The sequence below is a fragment of the Microbacterium sp. NPDC090014 genome, from assembly GCF_044748285.1.
Lineage (GTDB): Bacteria > Actinomycetota > Actinomycetes > Actinomycetales > Microbacteriaceae > Microbacterium.
The window spans coordinates 647,076-659,921 of record NZ_JBIVFS010000001.1 but is presented as its reverse complement, the minus strand read 5'-3'; the positions used below and the strand labels follow the sequence as shown (position 1 = coordinate 659,921).

Annotated in this window: 15 protein-coding genes; 5 read left to right on the top strand and 10 right to left on the bottom strand. The window is 67.6% G+C overall.

Features of this window, described 5'->3' with window-relative positions; all coding sequences use genetic code 11:
• Positions 1-98: 98 nt before the first annotated feature.
• Positions 99-821: a hypothetical protein gene (locus ACIPV5_RS03225; protein ID WP_400339674.1), complete on the top strand. Its 723-nt coding sequence runs from the start codon at positions 99-101 to the stop codon at positions 819-821.
• A 10-nt stretch (positions 822-831) separates the two neighbouring features.
• Here the strand turns inward: ACIPV5_RS03225 and ACIPV5_RS03220 are convergent, their stop codons facing one another.
• The 4 genes from ACIPV5_RS03220 to ACIPV5_RS03205 all read right to left on the bottom strand — a co-directional run bounded on the left by ACIPV5_RS03220 (position 832) and on the right by ACIPV5_RS03205 (position 3,295).
• On the bottom strand, positions 832-1,242 hold the full coding sequence (locus tag ACIPV5_RS03220; protein ID WP_400339673.1) for a DUF1428 domain-containing protein: 411 nt from the start codon (positions 1,240-1,242) through the stop codon (positions 832-834).
• 122 nt (positions 1,243-1,364) lie between these two features.
• Entirely contained in the window at positions 1,365-2,174 is an 810-nt protein-coding gene (locus tag ACIPV5_RS03215; protein ID WP_400339670.1) for a GIY-YIG nuclease family protein, read from the bottom strand.
• A 13-nt stretch (positions 2,175-2,187) separates the two neighbouring features.
• Positions 2,188-2,652, bottom strand: a complete 465-nt coding sequence (locus ACIPV5_RS03210) for a hypothetical protein (RefSeq protein WP_400339667.1) — start codon at positions 2,650-2,652, stop codon at positions 2,188-2,190.
• Positions 2,653-2,725: 73 nt separating this feature from the next.
• A complete protein-coding gene (locus ACIPV5_RS03205; protein WP_400339666.1) occupies positions 2,726-3,295 on the bottom strand; it encodes a TetR/AcrR family transcriptional regulator in 570 nt (189 codons plus the stop codon).
• A 136-nt stretch (positions 3,296-3,431) separates the two neighbouring features.
• Here ACIPV5_RS03205 and ACIPV5_RS03200 point away from each other — a divergent pair, with 136 nt between their 5' ends.
• On the top strand, positions 3,432-3,944 hold the full coding sequence (locus ACIPV5_RS03200) for a hypothetical protein (RefSeq protein ID WP_400339663.1): 513 nt from the start codon (positions 3,432-3,434) through the stop codon (positions 3,942-3,944).
• Here ACIPV5_RS03200 and ACIPV5_RS03195 read toward each other — a convergent pair.
• On the bottom strand, positions 3,922-4,482 hold the full coding sequence (locus ACIPV5_RS03195; RefSeq protein WP_400339661.1) for a dihydrofolate reductase family protein: 561 nt from the start codon (positions 4,480-4,482) through the stop codon (positions 3,922-3,924). The genes ACIPV5_RS03200 and ACIPV5_RS03195 overlap by 23 nt on opposite strands.
• A 1,094-nt stretch (positions 4,483-5,576) precedes the next feature.
• Between ACIPV5_RS03195 and ACIPV5_RS03190 the strand changes: the two genes are divergently transcribed.
• Positions 5,577-5,849, top strand: coding sequence for a VOC family protein (locus ACIPV5_RS03190; RefSeq protein ID WP_400339659.1), 273 nt, complete (start codon positions 5,577-5,579; stop codon positions 5,847-5,849).
• A gap of 180 nt (positions 5,850-6,029) precedes the next feature.
• Positions 6,030-6,995 (top strand): G5 domain-containing protein, encoded by a 966-nt coding sequence (locus ACIPV5_RS03185; protein WP_400339656.1) that lies wholly within the window; start codon positions 6,030-6,032, stop codon positions 6,993-6,995.
• Positions 6,996-7,097: 102 nt separating this feature from the next.
• Here ACIPV5_RS03185 and ACIPV5_RS03180 read toward each other — a convergent pair whose 3' ends face one another.
• From ACIPV5_RS03180 to gnd, 3 genes are all read right to left on the bottom strand, one after another.
• Positions 7,098-7,262, bottom strand: a complete 165-nt coding sequence (locus tag ACIPV5_RS03180) for a hypothetical protein (RefSeq protein ID WP_157534255.1) — start codon at positions 7,260-7,262, stop codon at positions 7,098-7,100.
• 47 nt (positions 7,263-7,309) lie between these two features.
• On the bottom strand, positions 7,310-7,780 hold the full coding sequence (locus tag ACIPV5_RS03175; protein ID WP_400339653.1) for a GNAT family N-acetyltransferase: 471 nt from the start codon (positions 7,778-7,780) through the stop codon (positions 7,310-7,312).
• A gap of 198 nt (positions 7,781-7,978) precedes the next feature.
• Positions 7,979-9,040: a phosphogluconate dehydrogenase (NAD(+)-dependent, decarboxylating) gene (gnd, locus tag ACIPV5_RS03170; RefSeq protein ID WP_400339650.1), complete on the bottom strand. Its 1,062-nt coding sequence runs from the start codon at positions 9,038-9,040 to the stop codon at positions 7,979-7,981.
• Positions 9,041-9,416: 376 nt separating this feature from the next.
• Here gnd and ACIPV5_RS03165 point away from each other — a divergent pair, with 376 nt between their 5' ends.
• Positions 9,417-10,583, top strand: coding sequence for a MalY/PatB family protein (locus ACIPV5_RS03165; RefSeq protein WP_400339648.1), 1,167 nt, complete (start codon positions 9,417-9,419; stop codon positions 10,581-10,583).
• A 145-nt stretch (positions 10,584-10,728) separates the two neighbouring features.
• Here ACIPV5_RS03165 and ACIPV5_RS03160 read toward each other — a convergent pair whose 3' ends face one another.
• Both ACIPV5_RS03160 and ACIPV5_RS03155 read right to left on the bottom strand, forming a co-directional pair.
• Positions 10,729-11,913 (bottom strand): MalY/PatB family protein, encoded by a 1,185-nt coding sequence (locus ACIPV5_RS03160; RefSeq protein WP_400339646.1) that lies wholly within the window; start codon positions 11,911-11,913, stop codon positions 10,729-10,731.
• 182 nt (positions 11,914-12,095) lie between these two features.
• Positions 12,096-12,842, bottom strand: coding sequence for a 3-keto-5-aminohexanoate cleavage protein (locus ACIPV5_RS03155; RefSeq protein ID WP_400339644.1), 747 nt, complete (start codon positions 12,840-12,842; stop codon positions 12,096-12,098).
• Between the last annotated feature and the right edge of the window lie 4 nt (positions 12,843-12,846).

The following is a 12,846-nucleotide window of genomic DNA, read 5'->3' as shown; positions in this document are numbered from 1 at the left end:
CGGCGCTCCTCGGGTCCAGCCGTCTCCAGCGCTCCGAGCCGCGTCCGGCCCGCTTCGCAACCGCCCACCCGAGAATCGCAGGGTGAGAAGGCGTACCGGTGGGCTCCCGCCCGAGGATCGTCCGCATCTGCGGCTCCATGCGCTTCGCCGAGGACATGCGAGCGGTGAGCCAGTCCTTGACGCGTGGTGGCTTCATCGTCCTCATGCCGACCGAGATCAACGGCCCGATCACAGACGAACAGAAGGCCACACTCGGCGAACTGCACCTCCGCAGGATCGACCTGGCCGATCGCGTGGAAGTCGTTAACCGGGGCGAGCACTTCGGCGAATCGACGCGACGAGAGATCGCGTATGCAGAAGCCGCAGGCAAGCCCGTGACGTTCGTGGGCCTCGCCTGGGGCTCGACGCAACCTCACATCTCCCCCGCCTACCCTGGCTCTATGAAGAGGCTCTCCGCGCTCGCGACGCTCGCCGTCGGCATCCTCCTGCTCTCCGGATGTTCGCAGGCGTCGACCATCGCGGCCTGTGGTCAGGTCGCCTCTCAGGCCGCGCAGGTGACCGGTGTGATCGGCAGCGTCAGCTCGCCGACCCCTGAGGCCGCGCAGGCTGCTCTCGATGAGGTCAAGAGCGTCGCCGAGAACATCCGCGGAGTCGACGGACCCGACGAGTTCGTCACCCTCCGCGACTCGTGGACGACGAGCATCGACGCCTTCGCCGCCGAGGGCGAGAAGGCCATCGCGGGTGACATGACGGGTCTGGACGCGGCGACGACGGAGATGCGCACAGCGACCGACGCGATGCTCGCCTACTGCACCCCGTAACGGGAGCCCGTCACTCTTCCTGCTGAACAGTCATCGCGATCTCGAAGCTGTCGCCGATCACGCGACCTCCGTCGAACACCGGGTCTTCATCGAGCGTCTCGAGCACACGAGGATCGCTCGTGACGGCAGCCGTCCCGCGGTCACGAGCCTCGCGCGATGACCAGCTCGTCACTGTGACCACAACCGACTCCCCGACGGTCGTGCCCGCGAGGTCGGCGATGCTCTTGAGCTCGCCCGATTCGTACGAGGTCCCGTCGGCATGGAAGTCACCAGGGTCGGCTGACTCGCTCGACTGCCAGTAGTCCACGACACTGATCGCACCGTGATCGCGGTAGACCTTCGCCATCCGCTTCGAGAAGTCCAGATATGCGGCCTTGCGTTCCGTCGGCACCGGAACGACGGTGATGTCAGCGATGACCATTTCAGCTCCCGTCGTCGACGTCGAGTACTCAGGGCAAGGTTATCCGCCATCGACTTTGCCCGAACTGCCTACCGCGCGGTTGCCGCAGCAGCCGAGCGACCGTCTCGTCGACGGCTCCGCGCTCAGTTGCGGTTCAATCCCCAACGTCGCGAGTCAAGCGCACGCTTGTAGTGATCCTCAGCCTCGTTGACGTCGCGCTCGGGCGTCGCCGGATCGAATACGCGGAGAACCGAGTATCGGAAGGTCGAAGGATCGAGATTCCGCAGCTCGACATTCCCACCGTGTCCGTTCGTGGCGTAGACCGCCCAACGCTGACGGATGCTCTCAGCCCCATCGGCTTTGCCGACATAGTGACGACCATCGCGCGTGTCGGTGATCAGATATATCCCCTTCACCGAAGCCAGTGCTGTGCGCCACGACGCGTATCGGTGGTCACGAATGACCGCTTGAAGCTGGGGGTAGTCGAGAACCAGGCCATCGAACCCGGGGAACGGAATCGGCTTGGCATCTGCGATCTCCAGCACCGGGTACGGAGCGGCCGTTCCCCCGTTGATCCACCAGGCGCGGGGAGACTTCCAGCCGATGACGAGCCTGTTCCGCAGGTCGGCCATCTGCTCCGACACCGTCAGGGTGAAAGCGCGCTGCCTGCCGTCGTTCCAAGCCTCACCGTGGTTTTTGACAACGGCCCAGAACCGAGCACGCCCTCCGTCTTCACGGATGAAGACGATCCAATACTGCGGGGGTGTGACGGGAAAGACTCGTTGCGTCGCACTCTGCCGGCTCGTGTAGTAGAGGATCTCGTCGTCGGTCGAGTCGGCATGGATGCCCTGGAGCCCGCTGTCCTCATGTTCACGCACGTAGGCATGGCGAATCACCATGGCCTCGTCGGGCCTGACGTCGGCGCTTCGGAGAATCCAGTCCAGCGAGAGCATCAGAGAAAGCCGATCACTGCTTCGCGAGGCGAACCGTCATCGTCGTGCCGAGAGCTGTGAGCTCATACGAAAGCTCACCGTCGGCATAGGTGAAGGTCTTCGTGTCATCGCTCGACGCCATGAGAGCGTTGTCCGTCTTGGTCTTGTCGTTCACGGAATCCCAGGTGAATGACGTCGACCCGTCGGTCGGTACCTCGACCGTTCCGGCCCAGTAGATCGCCTGCATATCGGGGCTGTTCCAGAAGACTTCGATGGTCTGCCCCGCGATCGTGGCCGACTGGAAGCTGTCTTCTGCCCCGGAGTTTGTCTGCTTCCACTCCCCGGCGAGATCGACGGGCTCAGGTGCCTCCTCTGCCTCTTCGACCTGCTCAGTCGGAGCCGACGTCGCGCCGGTCGTCGTGTCAGCGGCCGGAGCGCTGCAGGAGGCGAGAAGGAAGACAGCAGCGAGAGCCGTCGCGAGGCGCAATGGAGTTTTCATCGGCCTAAACGTATCGGCCGAGCCTGCCACAAACTGCCGCCGTTACCGCTTCGCAACGAGCGGCCCGAAAGCACTACCGCGCGATCCCGCGCAGCAGCCGCGTCACCGTCTCCTCGACGCGCTCTGCGCTCAAGGGCTGACCGATGAGCGCCGCGTACGACGCCATGGCGATGAGCTGGTCGGCGATGGCGTCAGCATCCACGTCGGCCCGGATCTCGCCGGCCAACTGTCCGCGCGCGATCCGCTCGGCGACCCACGCGCGGATCGGCGCCGCAAGACGCTCGTTGAGCGCGAGCCCGAGTTCGTGGTCGGTGGCCGTCACAGCGATCAGCGCTCGGGCGAGTGCCACGCCCTCGGGCCTCTCCATGCCAGCGGACATCGCGGAGAACCAGGCGTGCAGGTCGGCCCGGATGTCGTCGCTCATCGCGACGGCAGGGTCGGCTCCGGGCAGGTCCCCCTCGAGCAGCGCTTCGCCGAGGATCGCCGCCTTCGACGGCCACCACCGGTAGATGGTCTGCTTGGAGACTGCGGCCGTCTCAGCGAGTCCCTCGATGGTCACCGCTTCGTAGGTGCCGGCGATGACGGCTGCGCGCATCGCCTCGAGCACAGACTGGCGCGCGGCTTCACTTCGGGGACGGGGCACTAGGACAGGCTACCGAGGGTGTGGGTGGCGCGTTTCGTCTCGGGCCGCTTCGCGGGCCCCGCTCAATGGCTGAGGGCGCAACCGCGGGCTCCGCGCGACGACGCGTGTGGCTGCGCAGCTTGGATAGAGTCGCGGGATGAGGGAGACACGAGGGCCGTTGAGAATGGGCCTGTTGACTCTCGCGCTCACGGTGTTCGGACTCGTGTTCTTCGTCGTGACGATGCTGATCATCCACGGCGTGCCCTACGTCACCGACTCGCTCGGCCCCGGGAACGACCAACACTGGATCAATTGGTACTGGCTGGCCCTGCTCATCGTGGTGCCGACTGTCGTCACCGGCGCCGCATCCGGACTGACCTCAGCCTTCGGCGCGTACATCGGCAAGCGCGTCTCGGCGACCACCGATGGCGCGCCAGCGGATCGCATGAAGATCAGCGTCGGCGCCGGTCTCGGTGGCGCCTTGGGCAGCGCCCTGTTCCTGATCTATATGAGCTTGCTCTACCCGAACGGGCTGGGCCCGTGGATCCTGGTGCTCGGCTCCATGGCGGTATTCGGCGCCTACGCGGGCTTCACCGCACTGTGGATGGGCCGCAGATCGGGGAGCCCTCAGGCGCTCGCAGCTCCGGTCACGTTCGCGGACGATATGTGACGGCCACGGCTCCAGAGCCGAACTCCCGACGATCCACGACGTCGAGCTCGAGCGGTCCGTTCAGCCCGTCGAGCAACCGCGGCCCGTGCCCGGCAATGAGTGGATGCACAACGAAGATGTACTCGTCGATCAACCCGAGATCGGCGAGCGCCAGAGGAAGAGTGACGCCGCCGACGGACAGACCCTCGCCCGGCTGCTGCTTCAGCTCGCGAATCGCGTCAGCGAGGTCGCCCCGGATGAGCTCGGCGTTCCAGTCGACGGCGTCCAGCGTGCTCGAGACGACGTACTTCGGCACGCGGTCGATGGCCTCGGCGAACGGGACCTCCCACTCGCTCATCCAGTCCGGCCAGACTCCGGATGCGGGGCGACGCCACGCGCCCTCCATCATCTCGTAGGTCGTTCGACCGTAGATAACGGCATCCGCTCGTTCCATCTCGGCGGTCCAGAAGCCCATCAGCTCCTCGTCGGGAGCGACCCCCGCCTCGTGATGGACGCAGCCGTCGAGCGTGACGTTGATCGAGTAGCGCAGTGGTCTCATCTCGCCGATCTCCTTCGATGCGGGCGGTGGGTGGTACGGGGTGGGACTTAGAGTACGCGGCTGTGAAGCCGGCGTTGCCATCTATCTCCGACAGCTGCGACACGCTCCGACGCGCGATCGAGAGTACGAGCAACGTTGACCCCCGTGGGATCTTGGGATACAGTGGAATACGCGCCGGAAGGGCCGGCGCATGACAAGGAGAAAAACTGATGAATATATCCGTCCTACCAGGCTCCCAGCGCTACCGCCCCCATACGCGAGGAGGCGCTCGAGTCTGATGAATGACGTAAAGGATCTCTACGGTCAGGTGGGTATCTCTAATCCTTCCGGACCGCTGGATGTGCCTGTTCGCTTTCGTGCTGAGCAGTCACTCGTTGATGACCTCGACAAGCTGGAAGCAAGCCTTCGGGGCGCCGGCTACCGGGTTTCGAGATCCGACATCCTGCGCGCTCTCGTGGCTTCGGCCCTCGAGGGAGTTCAGGAGACTTTTCCCCTCCGTGAAGTGCAGCTTCCTGGAGCTAGCGACTAAAAGCACGAGGGAGAGTCCCGGCCGCGATACAGATGCGCGGCCCCAACCCCGAAAGGGGGCCCAAAGTGAGCGACAAGAAATCCGAGTCTCACTCCAACTCCGAGAACGGAAAGGACGAATCGAATGCAGAAGTTGCACGCGTCGGGCGCAACGCCCGAGAAGCCGGCCGCCGCATCGGTCTCCTCCTGCGGGTGCTCGGGCCGACGGCGGCTCGTATCGCGTATGACGTTCTCACTGACAACGAATCTGGAGGGGAATAAGAAGTTCGACCACTGGTAGCGACCAGACGGCAGATCACGAGCAGCTCAAAGACTTCAGGGCCGGGACACTCTTAGTCCCGGCCCTTTCTGCTGCGAAAGCTTTTGCCAGCAAGCTCCAAGGTCGCTGCCGACTGTGTTTGGGCGCGCAAGCGATGAATGCAGAGCGCAAGAACCCACGCCGCCTGACCCGCATGTTGCGATCGTGTCGATCGTGATCCGCGTGAACGACCTCCCCGCTCAGTCGCGCTTCTGGCAGGCGGCCCCCTCGACTATGTCGAGCGAGACCCGGCATCCGACGACTGGTCGTGCTGAAACCGCGCGATGCGGACGCCCCCTGCATCGCCCTCGATGCGCACCATTCCGAGCGAGTGCTGCCGCCCCGCATCCACCTCGACATCTACACCGAGAATCAGGATGCCGAGGTGCGCCGCCTGGCCGTACTCGGCGCCCGGGAGGTGCACTGGGACAACCTGCCCGACGATGCCGACTACGTGATCATGGAAGACCCCGAGGGCAACCGGTTCTGTGTCGTGGATCGGCCGGACTGGGCGGGGTGGGAGCGCGTTCGGGGAGAGTGAGCCGCGCCGCCTGCACGCACCCCTCGTCGGTAGTCGCATCGGCAGCCGCCGCGGTTCCCGCCCGAGCCGGGCAGCCCGGTGTGAATCGTTACTTGTCGGCCGGGTACAGCAACCGATATACAGGTCGAGGCGCTCTGGGGGCGCCGGCGATTCGTCGCCTCATCGTCGAGGGGAACTCTCATGTCACAGCCGCCTGCCGCCTGGCATCTCGATCCGGAGAATCCGCACCAGCTGCGCTGGTGGGACGGCCATCGTTGGACCGCCTCGACCGCTCCGTCCCCGGCGGCTGTCGCGACGACGCAGATCGCGTCCGCCACCGCGCCGGCACCCGCACCCGCACCCGCACCCGCGAAGCGCAAGACCGGTTGGCGCACTCCCGGGATCATCGTCGCCGCACTCGTCGTCGGCGGCGCGCTCGCCCGCCTGTCGCCGATCGCGATCCTGCTCGTCGCCACCGCCGTCGTCGGCGTCGCTCTCTATGTCATGATCGCGCGCCCCCTCCCGGCTCTAGGACTCCGATCGCGGATGTCGGGCGTGATCGCCCTCGGCCTGGCCGCTCTGCTCGTCACCGGCGGCGGAATCGCGAGTGCCAGCAGCGGCACCGCCCCGACGGCATCCGAACCTCAGACCTTCGCCGCGGTGACGACGTCGGCTCCGACGCCGACGCCCACTCCCACGCCGACGACGTTCGAGACCGCGACCGAAGAGGTGCCCGTGCCGTTCACGGCGACCACGGTCGACGACCCGCAGCTCGACCAGGGCGCCACGGCGCTCGTCGCCGCGGGCGTGAACGGCGTGAAGGTGATCACCTATCGCCTGACTCTGGTCGACGGCGTCGAGGTGTCGCGCGAGGTCGTCAGCGAGGCGATCTCCGTGCAGCCGGTGAACGAGGTCACGGCGGTCGGAAGCAAAGCGCCGGCACCGGTCGCGGCTCCGGCGCCCGCTCCCGCCCCCGTGCCGCTCGTCCAACAGGGTGGCGGAGGGTGCGACTCGAACTACACGGGAGCGTGTGTTCCGATCTCGAGTGACGTCGACTGCGCCGGCGGCAGCGGAGACGGACCCGGATATGTGCAGGGCCCGGTGCAGGTCGTCGGCTCGGACATCTACGACCTCGACCGCGACGGAGACGGCATCGCCTGCGACTGAGCGCTAGTCCACCGGGCCGAAGACCTGAGCCCAGGCCTCGAGGATCTCGCCGTCGAGCCCTGCCGCGTCCGACCCCGAGAGGGTCGTGACAGAGACCATTCGTCAGCGCCCGGAGTAGCGCTGCGCCGGTCGTCCCTCTTCCGCCAGCGCCTGACGATGCGACGTCAAGGCCGACCGCACGGCCGTGTAGATCACGAGCCACAGGATCAGGATGCCGATCAGGAACCCGGCGACGTAGAAGAGGACGATGGTGAGGAAAGGATCCATGGCGTCAGGATAGCCACCGGGGTGCGCGGCGCCTCTAGCCCCGGCAGCTAGTCCCCGAGCTCCAGCGACCGATAGAAGTAGAACGCCCGCTCGCCGGAATCGGGGTCGACGCCACTGAATCCGTGCCGTTCGTAGAAGCGCATCGCCGCGGCATCCGATTCATCGACGTTGATCTCGATCGCCGCGACGCCGAGTTCCCGGCAGATCTCGACCATGTGCCGGAGGACCGCGCCGCCGACACCACCACCGCGGCGGGCGGGCTCGACGTACATCTCATCGAGCAGCGCCACCGGCCCTTCCGACCACACGTTCGGACGCAGGGTCACGAGCGCGAGACCGACCGCCGGATCGCCGCCGAGCACCGCGAAAGTGGAGGTTCCGCCCAGCAGTGTGCGCAACCGCGCGGCGAGCACCTCGATCCCCGGTGTCGCGGTGTCGAACTCCGTGTTGAAGGCGTGCAGGAGTTCGGCGAGACGGGCGGCGTCGTGCGGGGTGGCTCGACGTGTGGCGGCGGTCATCGGATGCCTTTCTCGGGTCGGGGGCTTCGGCTCGGGCGGACGGCGGCGGTTTCGCCGGTTCACAACTCCGGAAGAACGAGCGGGCCGACGCATCGGTTCCCCGGGAATCCGGGGCCGAGCCGCCGGGCGCACCCGCTTCTTCCGGAGTTGTGGACCTGAACCTCCGTGGGCCCCGCTCGACGATCCGGGAGAACGCGGTCAGGCGCTGTCGGAATCCGCCTTGCGCGATCCGGCCTCGAGCACATCTCCGGCCGGCAGCTCCTGGTGCCCGCCGAACTGCAGACGCATCGCCGACAGCACCTGGTTGGCGAACTTGTCTTCATCGCGCGAGGCGAAGCGCTCGAACAGCGATGCCGCGAGCACTGGCACGGGCACTCCGACATCGACGGCGGCCTTAACCGTCCAGCGTCCCTCGCCCGAGTCGGACACGCGGCCGGCGAGACCGTCGAGCTGCGGGTTGTCGGCGAGCGCGGCAGCGGTCAGGTCGAGCAGCCACGACGAGATCACCGATCCGCGTCGCCACAGCTCGGCGACCTTCGACGTGTCGATGGGGAACTGGTAGAACTCCGGCTCTTCCAGCGGAGCGATCTCCGCCGAGTGCTCGGCCTCGCGCACCCCGGCATCCGCGTTGTGCAGCAGATTGAGGCCCTCGGCGATCGACGCCATGATGCCGTACTCGATGCCGTTGTGCACCATCTTCACGAAGTGCCCCGCACCCGACGGCCCGCAGTGCAGGTAGCCCTGCTCCTCGGGGGTGAGGTCTCCGGTGCGGCCCGGCGTGCGCTCGATCTCGCCGACACCCGGAGCGATCGTGCGCAGCACCGGCTCGATGCGCTGCACGGCCTCATCGGGTCCGCCGACCATCAGGCAGTATCCGCGGTCGAGTCCGAACACCCCACCGCTCGTGCCGACATCGACATAGTGGATGCCGCGCTCGCGGAACGCCTTCGCCCGACGGACGTCGTCGCGGTAGTTCGAGTTGCCGCCGTCGATCAGGATGTCGCCCTCGTCGAGCACCTCCGCCGCCTGATCGGCCACCATGCCCGTGAGCGAGGCGGGCACCATCATCCACACGGCGCGCGGCGCCTCGAGCTTCGACGCCACGTCGGCCATGCTGTCGGCACCGGTGGCTCCCTCGGCGACCAGCGCCTGCACGGCATCCGTGTTGACGTCATAGACCACGCATTCGTGCCCCGCCCGCATGAGGCGGCGCACGATGTTGGCGCCCATCCGGCCGAGTCCGATCATCGCCAGCTGCATGAGAATCCTTTCGTCTCAGCCCCGGTGGGCCGAGTCGGGGCAATCCTGGCACGGGTACTGATGACGCTCAATGGTGTTGCGGAGTGGCGTGGGGTCGTGCCGGGGTCGTGCGAAAGTGACCCCGCTCCCGGCTCGACTCCATGCGGGGTCAGTTGTGCACCCGAACAGCGGTTCCGGACGCCGAAGCGACCCCGCTCGCGGCTCGACCCCTTGCGGGGTCAGTTGCGCACCCGAAACGGCGGTCTCGGATGCGGAAGTGACCCCGCTCGCGGCTCGACTCCAGGCGGGGCCAGTTGTGCACCCGAAGCGGTGCCCGCTCCCAGCATCCGGAGCCGCGCGCGAGCCCGGTGTCGCCGACGGGTGGAAGGATTGAGACATGACTTCCCCCGCGTTCGACCAGATCACGCAAGACGACCTGCGCGCTGCGGGCAGCGTCAAATGGACGGCCTTCCCCGACACGATCGGCGCGTTCGTCGCCGAGATGGACTTCGGCCTCGCCCCCGCGATCACCGGCGCGGTGAAGGATGCCCTCGACCTCGGCGTCACCGGGTACCTGCCCGAGAAGCTCGCGAAGGACCTCTCGGCGGCCACGGCGCGCTGGTACTCCGACTCGTACGGGTGGGAGATCCCCGCCGAGCGCGTGCACCACGTGCCCGATGTGATCGCCGCATTCGAGCTGGCGATCGAGCACTTCACCACCCCGGGTTCGGCCGTGATCGTGCCGACTCCTGCATACATGCCGTTCCTGCTGGTGCCGCCCATGCACGACCGTCGGGTCATCGAGGTGCCGAGCATCGAGGTCGACGGACGCTGGGTCATGGACCTGGATGCCGTCGCCCAGGCCTTCCGCGACGGCGGCGAGATGCTGGTGCTCTGCAACCCGCACAATCCGCTCGGCACCGTCGCGACCCGCGACGAGCTGCTCGCCATCGCGTCGGTCGTGACGGATGCCGGCGGACGCGTGTTCGCCGATGAGATCCACGCGCCCGTCGTCTACGCCCCGGCCCGGCACATCCCCTACGCCTCGGTGTCGGATGCCGCCGCAGCCCACACCCTCACCGCGACCTCCGCCTCGAAGGCGTGGAACCTCGCGGGCCTCAAGTGCGCGCAGATCATCCTCTCGAACGACGCCGACGCCGAACTCTGGGAGAGCCTGGGATTCTGGGCCGGACACGGCACATCGACGCTCGGCGTCATCGCGAACATCGCCGCTTACACCGGCGGGCGCGAATGGCTCGACGACGTGGTCGACTACCTCGACGGCAACCGCCGGACGCTGGCGCAGCTCGTCGACGAGAAGCTCCCCGGCGTGCGGATGGTCGTGCCGGAGGGCAGCTACATCGCCCTGCTCGACTTCCGCGAGACCGGGCTGACGGGCGATCTCGGCGAGTGGTTCCGCGAGCACGCCGGAGTCGCGATGACGGACGGCGCCGCATGCGGTGTGGCCGCGATCGGGTACACGCGCTTCGTCTTCGCGATGCCCCGTCCGGTGCTGGTCGAGGCGGTCGAACGGATCGCCTCGGCGCTGCGCGACCGGGGCTGAGCCGCAGTTCGGCCCACCGACCCCGGCGCGTACGGGGTCAAAAACGCATCGGGACTCAGCGTTTCCGGTGCGTTTTTGACCACGCATCCGACGAGAGGTGCGGAACCGACCACGCATCCGCCCTCACGAGGCGACGAACGACGCGTCACCGAGTGCGAACGGCATCCCCCATCGCCGCGAAGGCCTCGCGCAGGACCGGCCGAGGTGTCGCGAACACGATCCGCACGAAGTTCTCGTATCCCCGCCCGAGCAGCGCGCCCTCGGTCAGCACGACGCCGGCCTCCTCTCGGAAGTACGCGGCCGGCGGGCCGGGGATCTCGAGCGCCGTCGTGTCGATCCATCCGATGTAGGTCGCCTCGGGCTCGCGATACACCGCGCCGGGCAGGTGCTCCGTGATGAGGTCGCCGACAAGGCGGCGCGACTCCGAGAGATACCCGAGCACGCCGTCGAGCCACGGCTTGCCCTCCCGATATGCCGCCGTCGACGCCACGACACCGAGTGTCGCGGCACCGTGCTGCACCGAGAACCCGAAGCGGCGGTACAGCTCCTGGTCGGCGTCGTTCGAGGTGATCAGTTGCGCGGTCTTGAGGCCGGGGATGTTCCACGCCTTCGACGCGCTGGTGCCGGTGACGGTATGAGCGGCGGTCGCCTCGGACACCGACGCATAGGGGATGAACGGTCTCCCGTCGAAGCGCAGCGGCGCGTGGATCTCGTCCGCGAACACCCGTCCGCCGTGGCGTTCGACGATCTCCGCAAGCGCCTCGAGCTCGGAGCGGTCCACGACCGTGCCGGTGGGGTTGTGCGGGTTGCACAGCACGAGTGTGCGGGCGCCGGCGGCGAATGCCTCGTCGATGCGCTGCAGGTCGTGGTGCCAGCGCCCGTCGATGTCGACGCCGGGGATCTCGATCACCGGATGCCCGACGGTCGGCAGATATGTCAGGAACGGCATATATGCCGGAGTCGGCACGATCACGGGCGATCCGGCGGGGGCATACTCCTCGACGGCAACCCTCAAGGCCGCCATCACGTCGGAGACCGGATGCACGCGTTCCGGATCGACGACCCAGCCGTGTTCGCTGCGCATCCACTCGGACGTCGCGTCTCCGAGTCGGGCGGCGAGCGGCGGCGACAGGTATCCGAGGTTCTCCTCGTCGATCGCGCGGTGCATGGCGTCGGCGATCACCGGCGCGACGCCGAAGTCCATCTCCGCCACCCATGCCCCGATGTGGCCGGGGTGCAGGCTCCACTTGCGGCTTTCGGGCCGGTCGAGGTCGAACCTCGTGCGGGAGTCGAACGGATGCGGGTCAGCGGGCGCGCGGTGGTCGGTCATGGCAGGCGTTCCTCAGCCCACGAGCCGACATCGAACGGCACCGGCGCGGCGGGTCTGGATCTCGGACACGCGTACTCCTTCTCAGCGGGAGCTTCCACCCTAAGGAAGCGGCGGATCGGTCGCGAGTCGCATGACGGCGGGTGACGATGAGGCTGCAGGGCGAGCCGGCTCCGGACCCCGACTCAGGCGTTGATGAAAGCCACAGCCGCTCGCACCAGGGCCGCGTTGTCGGGTGCCGTCCGTCCATCGGGCAGCTGCAGGGTGTCTTCGAGGCCGATGCGCGAATCGAGGCCCAGCTCGACCGCCAGGGTGAACGCCGGCCAGGCGGACCGCTGCTCGCCGTGCAGCAGGATCGGAATGTCCGGGTCGTCGAGGCGCACGTGCGCGATGAGCCCCTCGGCGTGCCGCCGCACGACATCCGCCGCCTCATCAGGCAGCTCGACCAGCACCCGCAGCGTGTCGTCGTGAACGGGCGAGCGCTGCCAGGCGTCGAGTCCGGTGGCATCCCAGATGCCCGCCTCCACGCGGATGCCGCGGCTCACGAGCAGCGCCGCGACCTCGTCAGCACCGGCTTCGTGCCAGTTCACCGAAGCGAAGTCGGGCAGGACGCTCCATTCGCGGATCGCCACGAGGCGCTCCCCGACATCGGGCTCGATCCATGCACCGGTCGTCACCCCGATCTGCACACCAGGGCACGCCGAGCGCAGTGCTCTCACCCACCAGTCGACATCGGCGGCACGCAGGCTGTCGTCGCCCGCGGCATCCTTCGGGTGCACGTGGATCTCGCGGGCACCCGCCGCGACGGCACGCGCGGCGTCGGCGCCGGCGAGGGTCGTATCGGCGGTGAGGGCAGGATGCTGCGCCGCGGGTCGCGCACCGTTGAGGCACGCCTGCAACAGCATCCGCCCGTGTCTGTCGTTGCCGGTCACCGGC

Excerpts from the sequence above, each read along its gene's own strand:
- ACIPV5_RS03220 (WP_400339673.1), bottom strand. The coding sequence starts at position 1,242 with ATGGTCATCGCTGACATCACCGTCGTTCCGGTGCCGACGGAACGCAAG.
- ACIPV5_RS03200 (WP_400339663.1), top strand. The coding sequence starts at position 3,432 with ATGAGGGAGACACGAGGGCCGTTGAGAATGGGCCTGTTGACTCTCGCG.
- ACIPV5_RS03180 (WP_157534255.1), bottom strand. The coding sequence starts at position 7,262 with ATGGATCCTTTCCTCACCATCGTCCTCTTCTACGTCGCCGGGTTCCTG.
- ACIPV5_RS03195 (WP_400339661.1), bottom strand. The coding sequence starts at position 4,482 with ATGAGACCACTGCGCTACTCGATCAACGTCACGCTCGACGGCTGCGTC.
- gnd (WP_400339650.1), bottom strand. The coding sequence starts at position 9,040 with ATGCAGCTGGCGATGATCGGACTCGGCCGGATGGGCGCCAACATCGTG.
- ACIPV5_RS03215 (WP_400339670.1), bottom strand. The coding sequence starts at position 2,174 with ATGCTCTCGCTGGACTGGATTCTCCGAAGCGCCGACGTCAGGCCCGAC.
- ACIPV5_RS03165 (WP_400339648.1), top strand. The coding sequence starts at position 9,417 with ATGACTTCCCCCGCGTTCGACCAGATCACGCAAGACGACCTGCGCGCT.
- ACIPV5_RS03185 (WP_400339656.1), top strand. The coding sequence starts at position 6,030 with ATGTCACAGCCGCCTGCCGCCTGGCATCTCGATCCGGAGAATCCGCAC.
- ACIPV5_RS03175 (WP_400339653.1), bottom strand. The coding sequence starts at position 7,780 with ATGACCGCCGCCACACGTCGAGCCACCCCGCACGACGCCGCCCGTCTC.
- ACIPV5_RS03210 (WP_400339667.1), bottom strand. The coding sequence starts at position 2,652 with ATGAAAACTCCATTGCGCCTCGCGACGGCTCTCGCTGCTGTCTTCCTT.
- ACIPV5_RS03160 (WP_400339646.1), bottom strand. The coding sequence starts at position 11,913 with ATGACCGACCACCGCGCGCCCGCTGACCCGCATCCGTTCGACTCCCGC.